The organism is Streptomyces sp. MMG1121, from assembly GCF_001280015.1.
Lineage (GTDB): Bacteria > Actinomycetota > Actinomycetes > Streptomycetales > Streptomycetaceae > Streptomyces.
Window position 1 is genome coordinate 1 of sequence record NZ_LGDV01000245.1, and the last position, 23,167, is coordinate 23,167.

Sequence of the window (23,167 nt, forward strand, 5' to 3'; positions counted from 1 at the left end):
TGGTACTGCAGGGGGGACCCTGTGGGAGAGTAGGACGCCGCCGAACAATCTTTGGGAAAACCCCCGCACCGATGGTGCGGGGGTTTTCTGCGTTCAGGGCATGTTTCTCTCACCACATGCTCCCGACAGGCGGCGGAGCGGGCTCGTGTCAGAGCCGGCCCGCCGCTTTCAGAGCGAGATACGCGTCCGCCAATGCCGGCGCCAGATCCTCCGGAGTCGCGTCCACCACTGTCACTCCATGACGACGGAGCTGTTCCGCAGTGTGCTGACGCTCGCTCTGTGCCTGGGCGGCTGCCGCGGCCTCGTATACCGCCTCCGCGTTGCTCCGAGCCTTTGCCATGCGTGCGACGTGCGGATCGGCCACCGAGGCGACCAGAACGCTGTGTCGTTGAGTGAGCTGCGGAAGCACCGGGAGCAGGCCCTGCTCCACCGGGGCCGCGTCGAGTGCGGTGAGCAGGACGATCAGGGATCGGCGAGGTGCCGTACGCAGTGCTGTCGCGGTGAGGCCGCGTGCGTCGGTCTCGACGAGTTCAGGTTCGAGCGTGGCCATCGCGTTGACCAGACTCGGCAGCACGTCCCCTGCGGAGCGGCCCTGGACCAGGGCGCGTACCCGGCGGTCGTACGCCAGGAGGGCCACGCGGTCGCCGGCTCGTGAGGCGAGTGCCGCGAGCAACAGGGCCGCGTCCATGGAGGCGTCGAGGCGTGGGGCATCGCCCACACGGCCGGCGGAGGTGCGGCCGGTGTCCAGGACCAAGAGGATGTGCCGGTCGCGTTCGGGACGCCAGGTGCGGACCGCGACGGTGGTCTGGCGGGCGGTGGCCCGCCAGTCGATCGAGCGGGTGTCGTCGCCCGGGACGTACTCGCGCAGGCTGTCGAACTCGGTTCCCTCACCGCGTGTCAGCACGCTGGTGCGGCCGTCGAGTTCACGCAATCGGGCGAGCTTCGACGGCAGATGCCTTCGGCTGGTGAACGGGGGCAGCACCCGTACAGTCCAGGGCACTTTGTGTGCGCCTTGGCGGGAGAACAGGCCGAGGGGGCCGTAGGAGCGGATCGTGACGCGGTCGGCCTGGCGGTCGCCACGGCGGGTTGGGCGCAGCCTTGTCGTCACGCGCCTGCGTTCACCCGGAGGGATGGCCAGGCGGTGACGGGAGGCCTCGATCTCGGTGCCGGTCTGCCAGCTGCTCGGCGGCCATGCGTCCCGTAGTAGTGCCCGCAGAGGGCGGCGGGACGGGTTGGTGATCGTGAGCGTGACTTCGGCGGTCTCACCCAGACGTGCGGAGGTGTCGCCGGAGCGGGTCAGCACGAGGCGTCGTACAGGGGCGGCGAGTGCGACGTCGCAGGCGCAGGCCAGGGCCAGGGGGCCGTTGACCGCGAGGATGCCTGTCCAGCCGGGTTCCAGGATGCCGACAGGGATCGAGCCGAGGGCCGCGAGGAGGGCGGCGCGTCCGGTGAGTGCCATCAGCGGGGAACCGGGACGTGGGCGAGGACGGCGTTGATGACGGAGTCTGCCGTCACGCCCTCCATCTCGGCCTCGGGGCGCAGCTGGACGCGGTGGCGCAGGGCGGGCAGGGCGAGAGCCTTGACGTCGTCGGGGATGACGTAGTCGCGGCCGGTGAGCCACGCCCACGCGCGCGAGGCGGCCAGGAGCGCTGTCGCGCCGCGCGGGGAGACGCCGAGGGTGAGGGAGGGCGACTCGCGGGTGGCGCGGCAGATGTCCACGACGTAGGCGGTGATCTCGGGGGACACGGCCGTCTTGGTGACGGCGGTGCGAGCGGCTTCGAGGTCGGCGGGGCCGGCGACGGCGCGTACGCCGGCGGCGCGCAGGTCGCGCGGGTCGAACCCGGAGGCGTGGCGGGTGAGGACGTCGATCTCGTCCTGGCGGGACGGCAGAGGGACCGTCAGTTTGAGCAGGAAGCGGTCCAGTTGGGCTTCCGGGAGGGGATAGGTGCCCTCGTACTCGACGGGGTTCTGTGTCGCGGCGACCAGGAACGGTTCCGGGAGCGGGCGCGGGGTGCCGTCGACGGTGACCTGACGCTCCTCCATGGCCTCGAGGAGGGAGGACTGGGTCTTGGGCGGGGTGCGGTTGATCTCGTCCGCGAGGAGGAGATTGGTGAAGACCGGGCCTTCCTGGAAGGAGAACTCGGTGGTGCGGGTGTCGTAGACGAGGGAGCCGGTGACGTCGCTCGGCATCAGGTCGGGGGTGAACTGGACGCGCTTGGTGTCAAGTTCGAGTGCGGACGCGAGGGCGCGGACGAGCAGTGTCTTGGCGACTCCGGGGACTCCTTCCAGGAGGACGTGTCCGCGACAGAGGAGGGCGACGACGAGGCCGGTCACGGCTGGGTCCTGGCCGACCACGGCTTTGGCGATCTCGGCGCGCAGGGCTTCCAGGGAGGCTCGGGCGGCGCCCGGGTCCCCGGTGATCCCGGCGTTGTCAGTGGTCGGGTCCATCATGAATGGCGTACCTCTCCTTCGAGGGCGTCGAGTTGGTCGGTCAGTGTGATGAGGGCCGCGTCGTCGCCGGGCGGCGGTCCGAAGAGGAGGGCGTGCAGGGCCTGTCCGTCGCCGCTGAGGTGGGCGGACAGGGCGGGGAGCAGGGCCTCGGGCGTGTGCGCCTGGGTGACGGGGACGCCGACGAGGGGGGCGAGCCGGGTGCGGGTGGCGGAGCGAAGAGCGGTGGCCGCGCGGTCGCGGGCGTCGGCCTTGCGGTAGAGGCGGGCGCGGCCTTCGACGGTTTCCGAGGCTCGGATCGCGACGGGGAGTCTTTCGGGCACGAGGGGGCCGAAGCGGCGCGCTCGCCAGAAGGCGGCGAGAGCGGCTGCGATGAAGAGCTGGAGCGTGCCCCAGAGCCAGCCCGAGGGGAGCAGGTCGAGGAAGTTCTTCTGGTCGCCGTTGGGGGTGGCCGAGGTGTCGGCGAGCGAGGGGAGGTACCAGACCAGATGGGGGCGGGAGCCGAGGAGTTGGAGGGCGAGCGAGGCGTTGCCCTGCTCGTCGAGGCGGTCGTTGAAGAGGATGTCGGGCGCGCCGAGCACGACGGTGTCGCCGCCCCCGGATGCCGAGGGGACGCGCAGCAGGGTGGCGAGGCGCGCGCTGGGGTAGCAGGCGTCGGAGTCGAGGCGGGTGGTGGTGTAGCGGATGCCGCCGGTGTCGGCGCTGCCCGCGCGCCGGGCCTCGGGGAGGGTGCAGTTGGGGGCGAGCGTGCTGTGGCTGCTGGTGGCGGGGTCCGCGGTGACCCCGGGGGCGAGCCGTTCGACGGACCAGCCGCCGGCCGCGACCAGCACGGTGCGCCCGCCGGAGCTCGCGGTGGCCTTGCGCAGCTGGTCCTGTTGACGAGTCGTCAGCAGATCGGGCACGGCGACCAGGAGGGTGGTGTTCGGTCCGGCGGCGGTGCGCGCCTCGTCGAGTGTGGTGACCACGCGGGTGGAGACGCCCCGGTCGGAGAGGAGTTGGGCGACGGCGCGGCTGCCGTAGGGGTCGGCGGAGCGCGGGTCGAGTTCGCCGTGCCGGGCGGTGGAGCGTACGGCGGCCATGGCGACGGCTGCCGTGAGGATGAGGACGAAGGCGAGCGTGATGCCTCGCGCGCGGGTCCAGACCTGGCGGGTGGTGGGGGCCGTGGAGGTCGTCGGCAGGGTGGCCTCGGCGGTCACTCGGCGGCCCCCTGGCGGGTGTTGTGGGCCGTGTTGCTGGTGCTGTGGGCGAGGACGGGCCTGGTGCGTTCCAGGTCGCGGTCGAGTTCGCAGACGCGGTCGTACGACTGCTCGCTCGCTCTGCGCCCGCCGTACGTCACGTCGTCGAACTCCCGCGCCGCAGACGTCAGTCGGTCCGTGTGCGCGGGGAGGATGCGGCCGGTTTCGGCGGCCGCTTCGTCGGCGGTGCGGCCGGGGCGGACGTCGAGCAGGGTCCGTTCCTCCAGGGCGCGGACGATGGCCCGCATGCGTTCCTGGACGGCCTGGTTCCAGTGGCCCTGGGCCGCATGCGCTTCGCTGGCGGCGCGGTGTTCGGCGGCGCTGCGGGGACGGTCGTCGAACAGGACGGCGACGGAGGCGGGTTGGCGGCGCGGGGTGCGCAGGCGCCACCACAGGGCGGCCAGGACGGCGATGACGAACAGGACCACGACGACCAGGCCGAGCGTGCCACCGGGTGTCGCCGAGGACGCCGAGCCGAACAGCCGGTCGAGCCAGTCCCAGAACGCGTTCAGGGCGCGCTGGAACAGGCCGGGGTCGTTCTCGTGGTACATCCGCTTGGACAGCTCGCGGCGAGCCGCCTCCCGTGCGGGGCCGCGCGGGATGGTCACGGGCGGCTGGTCCCCCGAGCCGCCCGCGGCGAGGACGGCCGTGTCCGACGTCCGCAGCAGGCCGCGTACGACCGTGCCGCCTGCGCCGGGCGAGGCCACCGCCGTGAGCACTCCCCCCGTCAGGCTCACCGCATCAGCTCCCCGGGACGGGACCGGGGGTGCCGGTGCCGTAGCCCTGGACACCGGCGGCGCGGGCCAGTTCGAGGTCGAGGGCCTCGCGGCGGATGCGCTGGTCGATGTAGAGGAGCACGGTGACGCCGGCGCTGATGGGGAGGGTGAGCGTGGTGCCGACAAGTGCGCCGATCCCGCTGATGATCAGGGACGCCCAGCCGATGTGCCCGCCGTTGGTGCCGAGCAGGTCGTTCATGCCGTCGCCGCTCGTGGCGGCCCCGACGAGGGTGAAGGGGATGGTGATAACCGCCGAGACGATGCCGGTGATCAGGAGGGTCAGCAGCATGATGCCGAAGATGCGCCACCAGGAGCCGCGGACGAGTTTCGCCGAGCGCTTCAGGGACTGGACGATGCCCTGCCGTTCCAGCATCAGGGCGGGGGCGGCCAGGTAGAAGCGGATCCACAGCCAGATCCCGACCACGGTGGCGGCGAGGATGCCGAGGGAGAGCAGCGCCACTGCGGCGTTGTCGCCGCCGCCGGCGACCAGGGCGAGCAGACCCGGCACTGTCCCGGCGAAGACCACGCCGGCGAAGATCAGACCCAGCAGGACGAGCAGACCGAACAACTTCAGGATCTGCGGCCGGGCTTCGCGCCAGCTCTCCCGGGTGGTGACCGGTTTGCCGAGGACGGCCCGGCTGGTGATGGTGGTGAGCAGGGCGGTCGCGATGAGGATGGCGACCGTGCGGATCACCGAGACGACACCGGCGCCGATCATGGTGTCCCGCATGGCGCGGAGCACTTCGGTGCCGGTGGCGTTGGGGTCGTTGATCGTGGTCTGGACGGAGGTGTCGTTCAGGACGAAGCCCTGCAGCAGGATGGTGCTGACGTCCATGACGAGGGCGACGACCAGCGAGACGCCGAGGACCGTGCGCCAGTGGGTGCGCATGGTGGAGACCGCGCCGTCGAGGATCTCGCCGACGCCGAGCGGACGGAGCGGGATGACACCGGGCTTGGCGGCGGGCGGGGGGCCGCCCCAGCCGCCGCCCCAGGCTCCGTAGCCACCGGGAGGGCCATAACCACCGGGAGGGCCCGCGTAGCCGCCCCCGTACCCGCCGGGGCCCGGAGCGCCGGGCTGTTGGCCGCCCCAGCCGGGGCCGGGCGGCGGGGGCGGCGGGGCCGCCTGGTGCGGGCCGGGAGCACCGGTGGGCGCGGACCACTGGCCGGGTGGCGGCTGCTCCTTGGACCACTTCGGGCCTGGGCCCTGCGGGTCGGTGCCCGCCTGCGGCGCGGGTTCGGTGTCGCCGGGCCGGTCGGCGGGCTCGGCGGGGGCGGACGCGCCGGGTTCCCGCCCCTCGGACGACGGGGCGGATCCGGGCGAGGCCCAGCCCGGAGTGTCAGTCATCGAAGCTCCTTCTCGGTGCCGACCCGCTGTCGCGGCGGCAGGTTTGGCAGCCATCGTGCCATGGGGTGGTCATCTGCGGACCTGCCGCGGTGGGCGCCGGACGCCTCCAATTGTCCGCCGGATCCGGGGCAGACTCTCCGCATGGCTGATCAGCAGGCGCGAACCGACGTGGACAGGCGGCAGACAGGGATACCCGTGATCCGATGGGAGGAGCCACCGGAAGGTCCCGTGCTGGTCCTTCTCGACCAGACGCGGCTCCCGGCCGAGGAGGTCGAGCTGGTGTGCACGGACGCGCCGGCGCTGGTGGAGGCGATCCGTTCGCTCGCCGTGCGCGGGGCGCCGCTGCTCGGGATCGCGGGGGCGTACGGCGTCGCGCTCGCCGCTGTACGGGGCTTCGACGTGGCCGAGGCGGCGCGGGGGCTCGCGGGTGCCCGGCCCACCGCGGTGAACCTGTCCGTCGGTGTGCACCGGGCCCAGGCCGCGTATCAGGGGGCGCTGGCGAAGACCGGCGATGCCGCCGAGGCGGCCGCGGCCGCGCTGGCCGCCGCGCGGGCGCTGCACCGCGAGGACGCCGAGGCCAGCGCGCGGATGGCGGCACACGGTCTGGCCCTGCTGGACGAGCTGCTGTCCGGCGGCGGGCACCGGATCCTCACCCACTGCAACAGCGGTTCGCTGGTGTCGGGCGGGGAGGGCACGGCCTTTGCGGTGGCCCTCAAGGCGCACCGGGAGGGGCGGCTGCGGCGGCTGTGGGTCGACGAAACGCGTCCGTTGCTGCAGGGCGCTCGCCTGACGGCGTACGAAGCGGCTCGCAGCGGCATGGCGTACACGCTGCTCACGGACAACGCGGCGGGTTCCCTGTTCGCGGCGGGCGAGGTGGACGCGGTGGTGATCGGGGCGGACCGGATCGCGGCCGACGGGTCGGTGGCGAACAAGGTGGGGAGCTATCCGCTCGCCGTGCTGGCGCGCTACCACCATGTGCCGTTCATCGTGGTGGCGCCCGTGACGACAGTGGATGCGGACACCCCCGACGGGGCGTCCATCGAGGTCGAGCAGCGCCCGGGCTTTGAGGTGACCGAGGTCACAGCACCGCAGGGGGCGGCGACGGGAGCAGGAGGTGGGATTCCGGTGGCACCCCTGGGGACCCAGGCGTACAACCCGGCGTTCGATGTGACGCCGCCCGAGCTGGTGACGGCCATCGTCACCGAGGAGGGAGTCGTTTCACCCGTGACCGCCGAGGCTCTGCAGGAGCTGTGTGCGAGGTCGCGGCAGGTAGCGATCTGACGCGTTCAAAACTCTCCAGGGGTGCCCGTCGGGTCCTGCCGCGGGCCACCACGGTGAAAGCGCTGCCCGCGATCAGTGCGAGCACCCCGCGGAGAACCACGCCGTTCCTTCCCTGCCCCATGCCGGCGTCGCCGTCGCGGCACGGGGCAGGGGCGCCGAAGGCATCCCGCGGCGGGGAAGCGCCGGTGCCCCGGATGCCCTGGCGTCCGTCCGCCGACATCGATGTCGGCGGACGGGGGCAGACAGTGACGGTCCGGTACGACTAAGGTCACCGGCCAGTGACCTCCCTCACCAGGGCACCTGTCACTGTTATGAGAATGGGATGATGTCGTTTATGAAGGGACGAGTCCTTGTCGTCGACGACGACACCGCACTGGCCGAGATGCTCGGCATCGTGCTGCGTGGTGAAGGTTTTGAGCCGTCTTTCGTAGCCGACGGTGACAAGGCGCTGGCCGCTTTCAGGGAGTCCAAGCCCGATCTGGTGCTGCTCGACCTGATGCTGCCCGGGCGGGACGGTATCGAGGTGTGCCGGCTGATCCGGGCGGAGTCCGGGGTGCCGATCGTGATGCTCACGGCCAAGAGCGACACCGTCGACGTCGTCGTGGGCCTGGAGTCGGGCGCCGACGACTACATCGTCAAGCCGTTCAAGCCGAAGGAACTGGTCGCCCGGATCCGGGCGAGGCTGCGGCGCTCGGAGGAGCCCGCGCCGGAACAGCTCACCATCGGTGACCTGGTCATCGACGTGGCCGGACACTCGGTGAAGCGGGACGGACAGTCGATCGCGCTGACCCCGCTGGAGTTCGACCTGCTGGTCGCGCTCGCGCGCAAGCCGTGGCAGGTGTTCACGCGTGAGGTGCTGCTCGAGCAGGTGTGGGGCTACCGGCACGCCGCCGATACGCGGCTCGTCAACGTGCATGTCCAGCGGCTGCGTTCCAAGGTCGAGAAGGACCCGGAGCGGCCGGAGATCGTGGTGACCGTTCGTGGTGTCGGCTACAAGGCCGGACCGAGCTGACATGTCCGGGGACAGCGCCGCTTCGGCTCCCGGCCGGTCCGGGGCCGGTCCGGGGCGGCCTGTCGGCCGGACGGCCGGTGCGCGCCTCAGGCGTCTCTTCGAGGGCGGGCTGCTCCAGGGCGGGGTCCAGGGCAGTCCGGTCCTGCGGCTGTTCCTGCGCTGGGTACGCCGTCCGCTGCTGCCGGTGATGCGGCTGTGGCGGCGCAACATCCAGCTCAGGGTCGTCGCCACGACCCTGCTGATGTCGCTGGGTGTCGTGCTGTTGCTGGGCTTCGTCGTGATCGGGCAGGTGCGCAACGGCCTGCTGGACGCGAAGGTGAAGGCCTCGCAGAGCCAGGCGACCGGCGGGTTCGCGGTGGCCAAGCAGAAGGCGGACGAGGCGGCGAGCGGTACCGCCACCGGGACGAACGCGACGACCGGCCCGGGTGACGGCACCTCGACCGCGGACGGACGGCAGTCGCAGAACGTCATCCAGTGGATGAGCGATCTCGTGGAGTCGCTGTCCAGCGGTGGCGCGGGCGCCTTCGACGTGGTGACGCTGCCCGTCGGCGACGACAGCGGCGGCGGACGCAGCCCGCGTGGCTCAGGCAACGTCAACCCGACCTCCAGCGTGCCAGCCGACCTGCGCGAGCGGGTCAACAGCGGGATGACGGCCGCGCAGAGCTACACCCGCATCGTCTACTCCAACGCCAAGGACTCGCAGCCGGCGCTGGTCATCGGCAAGCAGGTCAACGACCCCAACGGGCGGCCGTACGAGCTGTACTACCTCTTCCCGCTCACGCAGGAGGAGAAGTCCCTGAGCCTGGTCAAGGGGACCCTCGCGACCGCGGGGCTGTTCGTCGTGGTCCTGCTCGGCGCCATCGCCTGGCTGGTGGTGCGCCAGGTCGTCACGCCGGTGCGGATGGCGGCCGGGATCGCGGAGCGGCTGTCCGCCGGGCGGCTGCAGGAGCGGATGAAGGTCACCGGCGAGGACGACATCGCACGCCTGGGCGAAGCCTTCAACAAGATGGCGCAGAACCTCCAGGTGAAGATTCAGCAGCTGGAGGACCTGTCGCGGATGCAGCGCCGGTTCGTCTCGGACGTCTCGCACGAGTTGCGCACCCCGCTGACGACCGTCCGTATGGCCGCCGACGTCATCCATGAGGCGCGCGAGGACTTCGACCCGGTGACCGCGCGGTCGGCCGAGCTGCTCGCCGACCAGCTGGACCGGTTCGAGTCGCTGCTCGCGGACCTGCTGGAGATCAGCCGCTTCGACGCGGGCGCGGCGGCGCTGGAGGCCGAGCCGATAGACCTCAGAGAGGTCGTACGGCGGGTGGTCAGCGGCGCCGAGCCGCTCGCCGAGCGCAAGGGCACGCACATACGCGTGATCGGCGACCTGCAGCCCGTCGTCGCCGAGGCCGATGCCCGCCGTGTCGAGCGCGTGCTGCGCAACCTCGTGGTCAACGCCGTCGAGCACGGCGAGGGCAAGGACGTCGTCGTCAAGCTCGCCTCGGCGGGCGGCGCGGTCGCCGTCGCGGTGCGCGACTACGGCGTCGGACTCAAGCCGGGCGAGGCGACGCGCGTCTTCAGCCGTTTCTGGCGGGCGGACCCGGCACGCGCGCGTACCACCGGTGGTACGGGTCTTGGGCTGTCGATCGCCCTGGAGGACGCGCGGCTGCACGGCGGCTGGCTGCAGGCCTGGGGCGAGCCGGGTGGTGGCTCGCAGTTCCGGCTGACGCTGCCGAGGACCGCCGACGAGCCGCTGCGGGGCTCGCCGATACCGCTGGAGCCCAAGGACTCACGCCGTAACCGCGGCATCGACGCGGCCGGCCTGCCCGGCGGGGGCGAGGAGAAGCGGGCCACGGTTCCGGTGCAGCCGGGCGGCGCCCAGGTGCCCGCGCTGCCGCCGCGTGCGCCGATCGCGCCGCGGCTGACCACCGCCACCCCGGCTGTCGACCCGAGCGCCCTGCCCGGTAACGGCACCGGCGCGCGCGTGGTGCCCCGGCCCACCGGCGGCGCTCGGCGCCCGGACGACCGGCCCGGCGCAGAACCGGCGGCCGACGCCGGCACGACCCGGTCGGACGCGGCCGTACCGGAGGACTCGACCGAGCCAGGGGAGGCATTTCGTGGCCGCTGACCGCAAGGGGGGCGCACGGCGGCGGTCCGGGCGCGCGGTGGCGTACGCCGCCTTGGGGGGCGTACTGCTGGCGGGGTGCGCCTCGATGCCCGACAACGGGGACCTGCGGAACGTGGAGTCCACGCCGCGGCAGGACACCGGGGTACGGGTGTTCGCCATGCCGCCGGCCGAGGGCGCCGGGCCGGCCGAGATCATGCAGGGCTTCCTGGAGGCGCTGACCAGCGACGACCCGGAGTACGACACGGCCCGCAAGTATCTGACCGACGACGCCGCGCGCGCGTGGCGGCCGGAGCAGTCGACCACGGTCCTCGCGAACGGGCCGAGCATCGAGACCGACTGCCGCGCGGGCGACAGGCCCGATCCGACCAACAGCGTCACCTGTGTGCTGGCGGGCAGCCGGGTCGCGACCGTCGACGCGCAGCAGGCGTACCAGCCCGTCGGCGGCTCCTACCGCAAGAAGCTGCACCTCACGCGGAACGTCAAGACCGGGCAGTGGCGCATCGACGGGCTGCCCGACGGTGTCGTCATGGGCAAGTCGGACTTCCAGCGCAACTACACGTCCGTCGACAAGTACTACTTCGCCTCCGACACGACGGCCGGCGCGACGAGGCAGCCGGTGGCGGTCGCCGATCCCGTGTTCGTGCGCAGCAAGGTGGACCCGATGACGCAGATGGTCCGTTCGCTGCTGACCGGTCCCACCAGCTGGCTCGGCCCGGTCGTCAGGTCCAGTTTTCCGACGGGTACGACGCTGCAGAAGGACGTGTCGGGGCTGGCGCCGGACGACCAGAACAAGCTGACGGTGCCGCTGAACCTCAAGGAGTCCCAGGTCGCGCCGACGAAGTGCACCGAGATGGCGACACAGGTGCTGTTCACGCTGCGGAACCTGGCGCCGACGCTGGAGTCGGTCGAGCTGGAGGGCGTCGGCAGCCACCGGCTGTGCGATCTGAGCGAGGAACGCGCCGAGTCCGCCGCGTGGCACGGGTCGGCCAAGAGCCCCGAGTTCCTGTACTTCCTCGACGGCAAGCACCGGTTGGTGCGGATGGCGACGGGCAGCACGGGCACCGGTGCAGTTCCGGTGCCGGGTGCGTTCGGTGAGGGCGACAGGGGGCTGGAGTCGGTGGCGGTGTCGCGCGACGAGCACAGCGCGGCCGGGGTCGGCGACTCGGGCAAGTCGTTGTACGTGACGTCGCTGGCGTCGGGCGGTTCACTCGGGAACGCGCTGGTGACCAGCGCGGGCGCGACTCCGGCCGACCGGCTGACCACACCGAGCTGGGACGCCCGCGGCGACCTGTGGGTGGCCGACCGCGACCCGCGCCGTTCTCGGCTGTACGTCGTGGAGCAGGGCGCCACCAAACCGCGGGAGGTCGCGGTCCCGGATCTGTCCGGCCAGATCAAGGACGCCCGGGTGGCGGCCGACGGGGTACGGATCGCGCTGGTCGTGGAGAAGGACGGCAAGCAGTCCCTGCTCATCGGCCGCATCCAGCGCGACGACGGGACCGGACAGGGCACCTCGGTGGTCGAGCTGCGGTCGGCCGCACCGGACTTGGAGCAGGTCAGCGCCCTGTCGTGGGCCGGGGACAGCAGGCTGCTCGCGGTCGGCAGGGAACAGGGCGGCGTGCTGCAGATGCGGTACGTCCAGGTCGACGGCTCCACGCTCGACGGCCCCGCGCCCGGCGCGCTCACCGGCGTCAAGGCGATCGCCGCGTCCGAGGACGAGCGGGTGCCGCTGGTGGCCTACTCGGAGGACGACGGGATCGTACGGCTGCCGTCCGGGGCGCAGTGGCAGAAGGTGGACAAGGACGGAACGGCACCGGTCTATCCGGGCTGAGTGCCCCGTCCCGTGCGGCCGCTGCACTCGTGCGCCTGGGCTGAGCGCCTTGTCGTGTGCGGTCGCCGCCCGCGTGGCGTGTCCGGGCTGAGTGCCGCGTCGCGTGCCGTGTTCCCCCACGCGTCCGGCCCGCGCGCCGCGTCGAGGGCCGTCGCCTCCCTCGTGTGAGTGACGGGCAGCGCGATGGCGGCCGGGTTATCCACAGGACGTTGTCCACAGGGGTGGCCGGACCGCTCCGGCGTTGGCACAGTGAGGGGCATGCGGGGGTGGTGGCGGGACCTCACCGACCTGGTGCTGCCGACCGAGTGCGCGGGCTGCGGGGCACCTCGTACGGTGCTCTGCCCGCGGTGCCGGGCCGTGCTGGACGGGTGCGCGCCGCGGCGGGTGCGGCCGGTGCCGGAGCCGGCCGGGCTGCCGCCGGTGCACGCGGCGGCTCCGTACGCGCAGGAGGTACGGGAGTTGCTGCTCGCGCACAAGGAGCGGGGCGCGCTGGCCCTCGGGGGAGTGCTGGGCGCGGCTCTGGCGGGAGCCGTGCGGGCGGGGCTCGACGGGAGCGGCGCCGGTGCCGGTATCGCCCCAGGTGCCGCGGGCGTCGGCGGTGGGCCGGTCGGCGCCCGGGGGGATGGGACCGTGCTGCTCGTGCCCGTGCCGTCCGCCCGGTGGGCCGTGCGGGCGCGGGGGCATGATCCGGTGCGGCGGATGGCGCTCGCGGCGGCCGGGGAGCTGCGCCGGACGGGGACGCCGGCCCGGATGGCGGCCGTGCTGCGCCAACGGCGGCCGGTGGCGGACCAGGCCGGGCTCGACGCCCGGAGGCGCCTGGAGAACCTCTCGGGCGCGCTGGAGGTGACGGCGGGCGGCGAGCGGCTGCTCGAAGCGGGACAGGTGGTGCTCGTCGACGACCTGATCACCACGGGCGCCAGCCTCGCGGAGGCGGCGCGGGCGCTGCGGGAGACGGCGATCTCGCGTGGAGAAGAGGGGCGCGGAGTGAGAACCTCCGTGTACGGGGCCGTAACTCGGGAAGGAAGGGAAGAACGACAGATCGGAACGCGACCGGACGGCGGGAAGTGGGTGCATGGTGCACCGGAAAAGACGGCCGTGAGCGCCCTCGGGTATGGGCTCCGTGCGGCGGTGGTCGCCGCGCCTCGGGATTCTTTCGAAATAAACAGGAACTGACCGTCTACCTGCATCGTTGCAGGTAGTGAGAGGGGTAAATCACCTGTACGGAGGTACGCCGCAGTAGAGGGTGACGACATCCGTCCGGGCGAGATATGTTCGGTTGTGAGGAAAGGCGCAGGCCACACCTCTCATATCCGAATGCCGTGGCGCGGGTATTCCGCAATCGCCCGCGCCCATGGGGTGGAGATCTTGCCCATGGGGGAGGAGGAGGTGAAGTCACCGAGTCCGAGGTCCGGTGTTCACCGGGCCTGGTGCAAAAGGGAGATGCTCCGCCGATGCAGCGGGGCGATCCGGGAACGGAGTTCTGCGTGGACATCGTCGTCAAAGGCCGCAAGACCGAGGTGCCCGAGCGGTTCCGCAAGCACGTGGCCGAGAAGCTGAAGCTGGAGAAGATCCAGAAGCTCGATGGCAAGGTGATCAGCCTCGACGTCGAGGTGTCCAAGGAGCCCAACCCCCGACAGGCCGACCGCTGTGACCGGGTGGAGATCACCCTCCGCTCCCGCGGTCCGGTGATCCGGGCGGAAGCGGCGGCCAGCGACCCGTACGCGGCACTTGACCTGGCGGCGGAGAAACTGGACGCCCGGCTGCGCAAGCAGCACGACAAGCGTTTCTCGCGGCGAGGCGCACGACGGATCTCGGCGGCCGAGGTTCCCGACCACGTCCTGGGCGCGGCGACGCTGAACGGCAATGGCCTGCCCGTGCAGGACGAAGACATGGACGGAGTGCCGACGAAGAAGATCGGCTCGCTGGAGGTCAAGGGGGACGGCCCCCTGGTCGTCCGCGAGAAGACCCATGTCGCCTCACCGATGAGCCTCGACCAGGCGCTCTACGAGATGGAACTGGTCGGCCACGACTTCTACTTGTTCGTCGACGCGGAGACGAAGGAACCGAGCGTCGTCTACCGACGCCACGCCTACGACTACGGCGTGATCCACCTCAGCACGGACCCGATGGTCGCTGAGGCGCAGCCCCCCGCGGCGGGTGGCACGCTGGGCGGCTGACCCACTGGGCGAAAGCGGAGCCGGTGCCCCTGGCAGCGCGTGTGCGCCCCCAGGGGCACCGGTGTGCGACCACTTCACGCCCCGCACGTCACCTCGGTGACGCCCGGGCATGAAATCATGGCCGGACCGGCCCAACCGGTGGGCCGCTGCCTTGGGTTGGCGATGGCGCGGGTCAACAGGCCACAGCCTTCAGGGGGAGGAACGATGGCGGACACCTTCGGACCGATGCGGGACGAGGATGCCGACGACGGTGTCATCGGCAGGGGCGCGGGTGCGGGCTCTTCACGCGAGGAGCCGATCAGGGTCCTGGTCGTGGACGACCACGCCCTCTTCCGGCGCGGCCTGGAGATCGTGCTCGCGGCCGAGGAGGACATCCAGGTCGTCGGCGAGGCGGGCGACGGCGCCGAGGCCGTCGAGAAGGCCGCCGACCTGCTGCCCGACATCGTGCTGATGGACGTCCGTATGCCCAAGCGGGGCGGGATCGAGGCCTGCACCTCCATCAAGGAGGTGGCCCCCAGCGCGAAGATCATCATGTTGACGATCAGCGACGAGGAGGCCGACCTCTACGACGCGATCAAGGCGGGAGCGACCGGATATCTCCTCAAGGAGATCTCGACGGACGAGGTGGCGACCGCCATTCGCGCGGTGGCCGACGGGCAGTCGCAGATCAGCCCGTCCATGGCGTCCAAGCTGCTCACAGAGTTCAAGTCCATGATCCAGCGCACCGACGAGCGCCGGCTGGTGCCCGCGCCGCGGCTGACCGACCGGGAACTGGAAGTCCTCAAGCTCGTCGCCACGGGGATGAACAACCGGGACATCGCCAAGGAACTGTTCATCTCCGAGAACACCGTGAAGAACCACGTCCGCAACATCCTGGAGAAGCTTCAGCTGCACTCCAGGATGGAAGCCGTGGTCTATGCGATGCGGGAGAAGATCCTCGAGATCCGGTGAGAAGGGCCGGTGGCGGATCCGTCGGGGCTAGGCGAGGGTGCGGGCGAGTTCACGCGCCAGGGGCTCGCGCAGGCCCGGTTCGTCCACGCGCTCGACGCGGACGTCCGTGCAGTTCACCCACGTCGCCGCCTCGATCAGGGCCTGGGCGACCGCCGGGACCGCCTTCGAGCCGTCCAGGGTGACCTGCTTGGCCACCAGTGTGCGGCCCTCGCGGGCCGGGTCCACCCGGCCGACCAGCCGGCCGCCCGCCAGCACCGGCATGGCGAAGTAGCCGTACACCCGCTTCGGCTTGGGGACGTAGGCCTCCAGGCGGTGGGTGAAGCCGAAGATCCGCTCCGTGCGCGCCCGCTCCCAGACCAGCGAGTCGAACGGTGACAGCAGCGTGGTCCGGTGCCGCCCGCGGGGCGCGGTCGCCAGGGCCGCGGGATCGGCCCAGGCGGGCTTGGCCCAGCCCTCGACCTCGACCGGCACCAGCCCCGAGTCGGCGATCACCGCGTCGACCTGCTCGCCCTTGAGGCGGTGGTAGTCGGCGATGTCCGCGCGCGTGCCCACGCCCAGCGATTCACCGGCCAGCCGGACCAGCCGGCGCAGGCACTCGGTGTCGTCCAGTTCGTCGTGCAGCAGAGCGTCCGGGATCGCGCGCTCGGCGAGGTCGTAGACCCGCTTCCAGCCGCGCCGCTCGACGCACACCACCTCGCCGTACATCAGCGCGCGCTCCACGGCGACCTTGGTGCCCGACCAGTCCCACCACTCGCTCGTCCTCTTCGCGCCGCCCAGCTCCGTGGAGGTCAGCGGGCCCTCCGCGCGCAGTTGCTTGATGACCTGGTCGTACGCGCCCTCGGGCAGCTCGTGGTTCCAGTGCGGGCGGTGACGGTAGGCGCGCCGGCGGAAGGCGAAGTGCGGCCATTCCTCGACCGGGAGGATGCAGGCCGCGTGCGACCAGTACTCGAAGGCGTGCGGCCGGGGCGCGGCCGTGCCCGCGGGCCGGCCGTTCCAGTAGGAGGCCTCGACCGTCTTGCGGTCGACCGCGCCGAGCCGGGCGTACGGCACGAGTTCGTGGGAGCGGGCGAGGACGGAGATCGTGTCGAGCTGGACCGCGCCGAGGTGGCGCAGCACCCCGCGGACACCGGCCCGCCGGTCGGGCGCGCCGAGGAAGCCCTGGGCCCGCAGGACGATACGGCGGGCGTCGTCCGCGGTGAGGGTGGTGGTCGGGCGCGGAAGGGTCGTCATGCCCCGGACCCTAGAGGCTGCCACTGACAGTCCGCGTTGAGCTGGGCATTCGCCCGGCGCAGGTCAGATGCGGGCGGGCAGGTACGGCGCCGTGGACGGCAGCCCCAGGTCCGAGGGGAGCAGCGAGCCGACCCAGCAGTCCCGGCGCACCCCCTTGTTGTTGACCGCGGCGCGCAAGGTGCCCTCGATGGTGAAGCCGGCCCGCTCGGCCACCGCGCGGGAGGGGGCGTTGCCGACCTCGGCGCGCCATTCGACCCGGTCGACGCCCACCTCGGTGAAGATCCACCGGCAGGCGCAGAGCGCGGCCTCGGTGACGTAGCCGCGCCCGCGGTGCTCCGCGGCCGCCCAGAAGCCGACCTCCGCCACGCCGAGCGAGCGCATGGTGAGACTGAGCATCCCGGTGAGTTCCCCGCCCGGGAGGAAGACGCCGAAGGTGAACATCGAACCCTGTGCCCAGCCGTCGGGGACCCACTGCTCCGTGAAGCCGCTCGCGTGCTCGGGCAGGTAGGGGGACGGGACGGTGGTCCAGCGCTGGATGCCGGGGTCCTGGGCGGCCTCGTACACCGCCTTCGTGTCCTGCGGGCCGACGGGGCGCAGGACCAGGCGGTCCGTGGTGAGTGTGACGGGTTCCATCGGCCGATTGTGCGGGGCCGGCCGCGGACAGGCCACGGGTTTTCGCTATGCGTGAGCACGCGATCACATTTCGCGCAATTCCTCGTGCTGATGCGGCACTATCGCCGTGCCCCGTCCGTTGTCCTGGGTGAAGCAGCCGTCGGGCCGCCAGGCCTCCCGGCCCAGCCGGGTCCTCGCATACGATGGCCGTTGCTCAGTACGTCAAATGGAAACCGACCGTCCCAGGCCCGACCGGCAAGGAGACATACCCCCGTGTCCGTCCTCTCGAAGATCATGCGTGCAGGCGAAGGCAAGATCCTGCGCAAGCTGCACCGCATCGCGGACCAGGTCAACTCCATCGAAGAGGACTTCGTCGACCTCTCCGACGCCGAGCTGCGGGCCCTCACCGATGAGTACAAGCAGCGTTACGCCGACGGTGAGAGCCTGGACGACCTGCTCCCCGAGGCGTTCGCCACCGTCCGCGAGGCCGCCAAGCGCGTGCTCGGCCAGCGTCACTACGACGTGCAGATGATGGGCGGCGCCGCCCTCCACCTCGGCTACGTGGCCGAGATGAAGACCGGTGAGGGCAAGACCCTCGTCGGCACGCTGCCCGCGTACCTGAACGCCCTGTCCGGCGACGGCGTCCACCTCATCACGGTCAACGACTACCTGGCCGAGCGCGACTCCGAGATGATGGGTCGCGTTCACAAGTTCCTGGGCCTGAGCGTCGGCTGCATCCTCGCCAACATGACGCCGGCCGAGCGCCGCGAGCAGTACGCGTGCGACATCACCTACGGCACGAACAACGAGTTCGGCTTCGACTACCTGCGCGACAACATGGCGTGGTCGCAGGACGAGCTGGTGCAGCGCGGCCACAACTTCGCCATCGTCGACGAGGTCGACTCCATCCTGGTCGACGAGGCGCGTACGCCGCTGATCATCTCCGGCCCGGCCGACCAGGCCACGAAGTGGTACGGCGACTTCGCCAAGCTGGTCATCCGCCTCAAGCGCGGCGAGGCCGGCAACCCGCTCAAGGGCGTCGAGGAGACCGGCGACTACGACGTCGACGAGAAGAAGCGCACCGTCGCCATCCACGAGTCCGGCGTCTCCAAGGTCGAGGACTGGCTGGGCATCGACAACCTCTACGAGTCGGTGAACACCCCGCTGGTGGGCTACCTGAACAACGCCATCAAGGCCAAGGAGTTGTTCAAGTGCGACAAGGACTACGTCGTCATCGACGGCGAGGTCATGATCGTTGACGAGCACACCGGCCGTATCCTCGCCGGCCGTCGCTACAACGAGGGCATGCACCAGGCGATCGAGGCGAAGGAAGGGGTGGACATCAAGGACGAGAACCAGACGCTCGCCACGATCACCCTGCAGAACTTCTTCCGCCTCTACAGCAAGCTCTCCGGCATGACCGGTACGGCGATGACCGAGGCCGCCGAGTTCCACCAGATCTACAAGCTCGGCGTGGTCCCCATCCCGACCAACAAGCCGATGGTCCGCAAGGACCAGTCGGACCTGATCTACCGCACCGAGGTCGCCAAGTTCGACGCGGTGGTCGACGACATCGCCGAGAAGCACGAGAAGGGCCAGCCGATCCTCGTCGGCACGACCTCCGTCGAGAAGTCGGAGTACCTCTCGCAGCAGCTCAGCAAGCGCGGCATCCAGCACGAGGTGCTCAACGCCAAGCACCACGAGCGCGAGGCGTCGATCGTCGCGCAGGCCGGTCGCAAGGGTGCGGTGACCGTGGCCACCAACATGGCCGGCCGTGGTACGGACATCAAGCTCGGCGGCAACCCCGACGACCTCGCCGAGGCGGAGCTGCGCCAGCAGGGCCTCGACCCCGAGGAGCACATCGAGGAGTGGGCGCAGGCCCTGCCCGCCGCCCTGGAGAAGGCCGAGCAGGCGGTCAAGGCCGAGTTCGAGGAGGTCAAGGACCTCGGCGGGCTCTACGTGCTGGGCACCGAGCGACACGAGTCGCGCCGTATCGACAACCAGCTGCGCGGTCGTTCCGGCCGTCAGGGCGACCCGGGCGAGTCCCGCTTCTACCTCTCGCTGGGCGACGACCTGATGCGCCTGTTCAAGGCCCAGATGGTCGAGCGCGTGATGTCCATGGCCAACGTGCCGGACGACGTGCCGATCGAGAACAAGATGGTCACGCGCGCGATCGCGTCCGCGCAGTCGCAGGTCGAGCAGCAGAACTTCGAGACCCGTAAGAACGTTCTGAAGTACGACGAGGTGCTCAACCGGCAGCGCGAGGTCATCTACGGCGAGCGCCGCCGTGTCCTGGAGGGCGAGGATCTGCACGAGCAGGTCCAGCACTTCATGAACGACACGATCGACGCGTACATCGGCGCGGAGACCGCCGAGGGCTTCCCCGAGGACTGGGACCTGGACCGGCTGTGGGGTGCCTTCAGGCAGCTGTACCCGGTGAAGGTCGACATCGACGAGCTGGAGGAGGCCGCCGGAGACCGCGCCGGTCTGACCGCCGAGTTCATCTCCGAGTCCATCAAGGAAGACATCTACGAGCAGTACGAGTCCCGTGAGGCGCAGCTCGGCTCCGAGATCATGCGGGAGCTGGAGCGCCGGGTCGTGCTGTCGGTCCTCGACCGCAAGTGGCGCGAGCACCTCTACGAGATGGACTACCTCCAGGAGGGCATCGGCCTGCGCGCGATGGCGCAGAAGGACCCGCTGGTCGAGTACCAGCGCGAGGGCTTCGACATGTTCACCGCGATGATGGAGGGCATCAAGGAGGAGTCCGTCGGCTATCTGTTCAACCTGGAGGTCCAGGTCGAGCAGCAGGTCGAGGAGGTCCCGGTGGAGGCCGCCGAGCCCGCCGCCGAGGGCGTCCAGGACACGGTGCCGGCGCAGGCCGGTGCGCGGCCGGAGATCCGGGCCAAGGGGCTGGATGTTCCGCAGCGCCGGGATCTGCACTTCTCCGCGCCGACGGTGGACGGTGAGGGTGGCATCGTCGAGCGTGACCTGGAGGACGACGACGAGCCGGTGCGCTCCGAGTCGGACGGCCTGACGCGGGCCGAGCGCCGTCGGCAGGCCAAGGGCGGCCGGCGCCGCAAGAAGTAGCGCCGTTCGCCGTCCGGCCTTCGGCTGCTGATCAGGGCCGGGTTCCTTGTGGAGCCCGGCCCTTTCGCGTTGCCCCGTGGCTGGGCCGGGGCTGGGCTACGGGGTCGGCTGGGGGCGGGCCGCCGCCTCTACCGCCGTGCAGCGCCAGCGGAGGTCCTGGCCCAGTTCCAGGCGGAAGGCCAGGGCTCGGAGCTGGGCGCCCGCGGAGATGCGGGCGAAGACCTCCAGGACGCCGTCGCAGGGGACGTAGTAGCCGATGTCGTGGACGACGGGGCGGGAGCCGCGGGTGCGCAGGGGGCGGCGTTCGGCGAGGCGGGTCAGGTCGTCGTAGGCGCGGCCCGCGGTGTGGCGGAGCATCCAGTGGACGGGGCGCTGACCGCTCAGGACGGCCAGCAGGCGGTCCGCGAAGACGTCGGTGGGCCGGAGCGGGGGCCTGGCGGTCTCCGGGGCCGTGCGGGGCGTGCCGGCGCTCCTGCGGGTGGTCGGGGGCGTGTCGCGGTTGCTCCTGAGCGCCGGCTTGCGGGGCGGGGCACCTCCCGGGCGGCGGGTGTCGTGGCGGGTCGGCGGGCGGTGGCGCGGGCGGGGCTGGGCGGTACGGCTCATGACCTTGTTCATGGGGTCCCCGTTCTGCGGGCCCGGTTGATACCGGGCGGTAACTTGCTGGTGGGGATCTTGTACGGGGACGGGGAGCCGGGTGGCAAGGGCGGCGGTACCGGCCGGCAAGGGGCGCAAGAGTTCACCTATCCGGGGGACCCGGGGCTCTCGGAACCCCGGGACTCGGCGGGTGCACCGGGTGAGTTCCTGGCCCGGTGTGGACGGCTTCAGGGGTGTGGGCAGGGACTCGAAAGGGGACGGGCGCACGTATCCTGAAGGCCCTCGAGCCGTCGAGTCTTTGATCAGGAAAGAGCGGTCAGCATGCGCGTCTACGTCCCCCTGACCCTCCCCGCGCTCGCCGAGGCGCACAAGACGGGTGAGCTGGGGAGCGGCCCCTTCGTCGCGTACACCGTCACGCCCGCGCTGCGCGAGTGGTACGTCTCCGAGGACGTCGAGGAGCTGGAGTACGCCGCGCTCGGCCGGGCCGCGCTGGCCTCGCTGCGGCGGCTGGCGGCCGATCCGGGTGCGGTACGGCGCCGGGTCGTGGTCGCCGTGGACGTGTCCGACGGTGCCGCGAGCGTCGATCCGGACCGTGGGCCGCACCTGCCCGAGCTGGGCCGGGTGACCGTGACGTCGACCGTGCCGCTCGCGAAGGCGGCCGCCGTGCACGTCGACGCCGATGACGCGGAGCGGGACGTGGCCGCGGCGGCGGACGCGCTGGAGGCGGCCGACGGCGGGGACGACGACGCGCAGTCCGTCGTGGACGGGGCGGACGACCACGAGCTGCTGTGGTACGCCACGCAGGAGATCCCCCATCTGGTCGGGCGGGCCTGACCGCCGGTCCGATTGTCAGTGGGGGCGAGTACGGTTTTCGGCATGGGGATGCACGGAAGCGCGCACATCGTCTGGGACTGGAACGGGACGCTGTTCCACGACAATGACGCGATCATCGGGGCGACGAACGCGGCCTTCGCCGAGCTGGGGCTCGCGCCGATCACACTGGAGCAGTACCGGTCGCTGTACTGCGTGCCGGTGCCGAAGTTCTACGAGCGGCTGCTCGGCCGGCTGCCGACCGATGCCGAGTGGGAGCTGATGGACGGGGTGTTCCATCGGCACTACACCGAGCAGCGGGGGCGGTGCGGGCTGACCGAGGGGGCGGCGGAGCTGCTCGCCGGGTGGCGGACCGCGGGGCGCAGTCAGTCGCTGCTGAGCATGTACGGGCACGAGGAACTGGTGCCGCTCGTGCGGGGGTTCGGCATAGAGGCGCACTTCCTGCGGGTCGACGGGCGCACGGGGCCGTCCGGGGGGAGCAAGGCCGGGCACATGGTGCGGCACCTGGAGGCGCTCGGGGAGGTCGTGGAGCCCGCGCGGACCGTGGTGATCGGGGATGCGGCGGACGACGCGGTGGCGGCGCGGGAGGCGGGAGCGCGGGCCGTGCTGTACACCGGGGGGTCGCACGGCCGGGCCAGCCTGGAGGAAGTGGGCGTGCCGGTGGTGGACACACTGGCGGAGGCCGTGCGGGAAGCGGAGCGCATAGCCGCGTAGTCGCGGGAGCCTGTGCCTGTGCCCGGTCGGCTGTGCCCGGTCGGCTGTGCCCGGTCGGCTGTGCCCGGTCGGCTGTGCCCGGTCGGCTGTGGCCGGGCGGGGTGGCTCTGGGCAGGCCACGCCGAGTGGGCGCAGCCGTGGACGTTCCCCCCGGCACCCGCCCCCCGGCTCGTGCGTACGTCTCTCAGCTCGCCGGTGCCGTGGCCCGCAGCACCTTCAGGAACTCTCGCATCCAGGCCGGGTGGTCCGGCCAGGCCCGGGAGGAGACCAGGGTGCCGTCGACCACCGCTTCGGTGTCCTGGAAGCCCGCGCCGGCCGCCTGCATGTCCGGTTCGAGGGCGGGGTACGCCGTGACCCGGCGGCCGCGCAGGGTGTCGATCGCGGCGGTGAGCAGGGGGCCGTGGCAGATCTGGGCGACGGGCTTGTCGGCGTCGAAGAAGGCCTTGAGGATCTTGCGGAGCTCGGGATCGTTGCGCAGATATTCGGGGGCCCGGCCGCCGGGGATGACGAGGGCCGCGTACTCGCCGGGGTCGACGTCGGCGAAGGCGAGGTCGGCGGGCCAGGTGTAGCCGGGCTTCTCGGTGTAGGTGTCGTAACCGGGTTCGAAGTCGTGGACGACGAAGCGCAGGGTCTTGCGGGTGGGGGCCGCGATATGGACCTCGTAGCCCTCCTCGCGCAGGCGCTGATACGGGTAGAGGACTTCCAGGGACTCCGCCGCGTCGCCGGTGACGATCAGGATCTTCGCGGACATGTCGGCTCCTCCGGGCAGGCAGGGTGTGCTCTCAGGGTGCGGTCGGGGGTCTCGCGGTGCGACCTGACACTGACACCTACCCGGCCGGGCCCCACGCCTATCCGGCACCCGCCCCCGCCCGACAGACGGCCGAAACCCACCCCACACGGCCGCCCCCCCCGCGCGGCACCACTCCTGCC

The 23,167-nt window shown here is 71.6% G+C and carries 19 protein-coding genes; 10 read left to right on the forward strand and 9 right to left on the reverse strand.

Translation table 11 applies throughout. The annotated features are described in order from the left end of the window. Positions 1-148: 148 nt before the first annotated feature. The 5 genes from ADK64_RS37985 to ADK64_RS38005 are packed head-to-tail and all read right to left on the reverse strand — an operon-like array spanning position 149 to position 5,804. The gene (locus ADK64_RS37985) at positions 149-1,459 is read right to left on the reverse strand and encodes a DUF58 domain-containing protein (RefSeq protein WP_053666665.1); all 1,311 of its coding nucleotides are present in this window, start codon (positions 1,457-1,459) and stop codon (positions 149-151) included. Then, positions 1,459-2,448, reverse strand: coding sequence for an AAA family ATPase (locus ADK64_RS37990; RefSeq protein ID WP_107093202.1), 990 nt, complete (start codon positions 2,446-2,448; stop codon positions 1,459-1,461). Before ADK64_RS37990 ends, ADK64_RS37985 begins: the two co-directional genes overlap by 1 nt. Then, a complete protein-coding gene (locus tag ADK64_RS37995; protein ID WP_053666667.1) occupies positions 2,448-3,644 on the reverse strand; it encodes a DUF4350 domain-containing protein in 1,197 nt (398 codons plus the stop codon). The genes ADK64_RS37990 and ADK64_RS37995 overlap by 1 nt, the downstream gene beginning before the upstream one ends. Next, on the reverse strand, positions 3,641-4,420 hold the full coding sequence (locus ADK64_RS38000) for a DUF4129 domain-containing protein (protein WP_078993101.1): 780 nt from the start codon (positions 4,418-4,420) through the stop codon (positions 3,641-3,643). The genes ADK64_RS37995 and ADK64_RS38000 overlap by 4 nt, the downstream gene beginning before the upstream one ends. A 4-nt stretch (positions 4,421-4,424) precedes the next feature. Further along, positions 4,425-5,804: a DUF7544 domain-containing protein gene (locus ADK64_RS38005; protein ID WP_053666668.1), complete on the reverse strand. Its 1,380-nt coding sequence runs from the start codon at positions 5,802-5,804 to the stop codon at positions 4,425-4,427. Between the two features lie 141 nt (positions 5,805-5,945). On the opposite strand from ADK64_RS38005, the gene mtnA reads away from it, so the two are divergent. The 7 genes from mtnA (at position 5,946) to ADK64_RS38040 (ending at position 15,169) form a co-directional block, all read left to right on the forward strand. Further along, on the forward strand, positions 5,946-7,085 hold the full coding sequence (gene mtnA, locus ADK64_RS38010) for an S-methyl-5-thioribose-1-phosphate isomerase (protein ID WP_053666669.1): 1,140 nt from the start codon (positions 5,946-5,948) through the stop codon (positions 7,083-7,085). A 322-nt stretch (positions 7,086-7,407) separates the two neighbouring features. Next, entirely contained in the window at positions 7,408-8,097 is a 690-nt protein-coding gene (gene mtrA / locus ADK64_RS38015; protein ID WP_187279108.1) for a two-component system response regulator MtrA, read from the forward strand. A gap of 1 nt (position 8,098) precedes the next feature. Next, on the forward strand, positions 8,099-10,213 hold the full coding sequence (mtrB, locus tag ADK64_RS38020; RefSeq protein WP_199829825.1) for an MtrAB system histidine kinase MtrB: 2,115 nt from the start codon (positions 8,099-8,101) through the stop codon (positions 10,211-10,213). Further along, positions 10,203-12,041 (forward strand): LpqB family beta-propeller domain-containing protein, encoded by a 1,839-nt coding sequence (locus tag ADK64_RS38025; protein WP_199829826.1) that lies wholly within the window; start codon positions 10,203-10,205, stop codon positions 12,039-12,041. The genes mtrB and ADK64_RS38025 overlap by 11 nt, the downstream gene beginning before the upstream one ends. Positions 12,042-12,299: 258 nt before the next feature. Beyond that, positions 12,300-13,214 carry a ComF family protein gene (locus tag ADK64_RS38030; RefSeq protein WP_053666670.1) on the forward strand — a complete coding sequence of 305 codons (915 nt, stop codon included), beginning with the start codon at positions 12,300-12,302 and terminating at the stop codon, positions 13,212-13,214. 311 nt (positions 13,215-13,525) lie between these two features. Then, a complete protein-coding gene (gene hpf / locus ADK64_RS38035) occupies positions 13,526-14,218 on the forward strand; it encodes a ribosome hibernation-promoting factor, HPF/YfiA family (RefSeq protein ID WP_420713101.1) in 693 nt (230 codons plus the stop codon). A 204-nt stretch (positions 14,219-14,422) separates the two neighbouring features. Continuing rightward, positions 14,423-15,169, forward strand: a complete 747-nt coding sequence (locus ADK64_RS38040; protein WP_053666672.1) for a response regulator — start codon at positions 14,423-14,425, stop codon at positions 15,167-15,169. Positions 15,170-15,196: 27 nt separating this feature from the next. On the opposite strand, the gene ADK64_RS38045 is transcribed toward ADK64_RS38040, so the two are convergent. Both ADK64_RS38045 and ADK64_RS38050 read right to left on the reverse strand, forming a co-directional pair. Then, the gene (locus ADK64_RS38045; RefSeq protein ID WP_053666673.1) at positions 15,197-16,399 is read right to left on the reverse strand and encodes a winged helix-turn-helix domain-containing protein; all 1,203 of its coding nucleotides are present in this window, start codon (positions 16,397-16,399) and stop codon (positions 15,197-15,199) included. Between the two features lie 63 nt (positions 16,400-16,462). After that, positions 16,463-17,032, reverse strand: coding sequence for a GNAT family N-acetyltransferase (locus ADK64_RS38050; protein ID WP_053666674.1), 570 nt, complete (start codon positions 17,030-17,032; stop codon positions 16,463-16,465). A gap of 252 nt (positions 17,033-17,284) precedes the next feature. Here ADK64_RS38050 and secA point away from each other — a divergent pair, with 252 nt between their 5' ends. After that, entirely contained in the window at positions 17,285-20,098 is a 2,814-nt protein-coding gene (secA, locus tag ADK64_RS38055) for a preprotein translocase subunit SecA (protein WP_053666675.1), read from the forward strand. Between the two features lie 96 nt (positions 20,099-20,194). Here secA and ADK64_RS38060 read toward each other — a convergent pair whose 3' ends face one another. Next, complete coding sequence (locus ADK64_RS38060) at positions 20,195-20,713, reverse strand: Rv3235 family protein (RefSeq protein ID WP_053666676.1); 519 nt, start codon at positions 20,711-20,713, stop codon at positions 20,195-20,197. Positions 20,714-21,013: 300 nt separating this feature from the next. On the opposite strand from ADK64_RS38060, the gene ADK64_RS38065 reads away from it, so the two are divergent. Continuing rightward, positions 21,014-21,526, forward strand: coding sequence for a DUF6912 family protein (locus tag ADK64_RS38065; RefSeq protein WP_053666677.1), 513 nt, complete (start codon positions 21,014-21,016; stop codon positions 21,524-21,526). Between the two features lie 42 nt (positions 21,527-21,568). After that, positions 21,569-22,237, forward strand: a complete 669-nt coding sequence (locus ADK64_RS38070) for an HAD family hydrolase (protein WP_053666678.1) — start codon at positions 21,569-21,571, stop codon at positions 22,235-22,237. A gap of 184 nt (positions 22,238-22,421) precedes the next feature. Here ADK64_RS38070 and ADK64_RS38075 read toward each other — a convergent pair whose 3' ends face one another. Continuing rightward, positions 22,422-22,988 (reverse strand): DJ-1/PfpI family protein, encoded by a 567-nt coding sequence (locus ADK64_RS38075; protein WP_053666679.1) that lies wholly within the window; start codon positions 22,986-22,988, stop codon positions 22,422-22,424. Between the last annotated feature and the right edge of the window lie 179 nt (positions 22,989-23,167).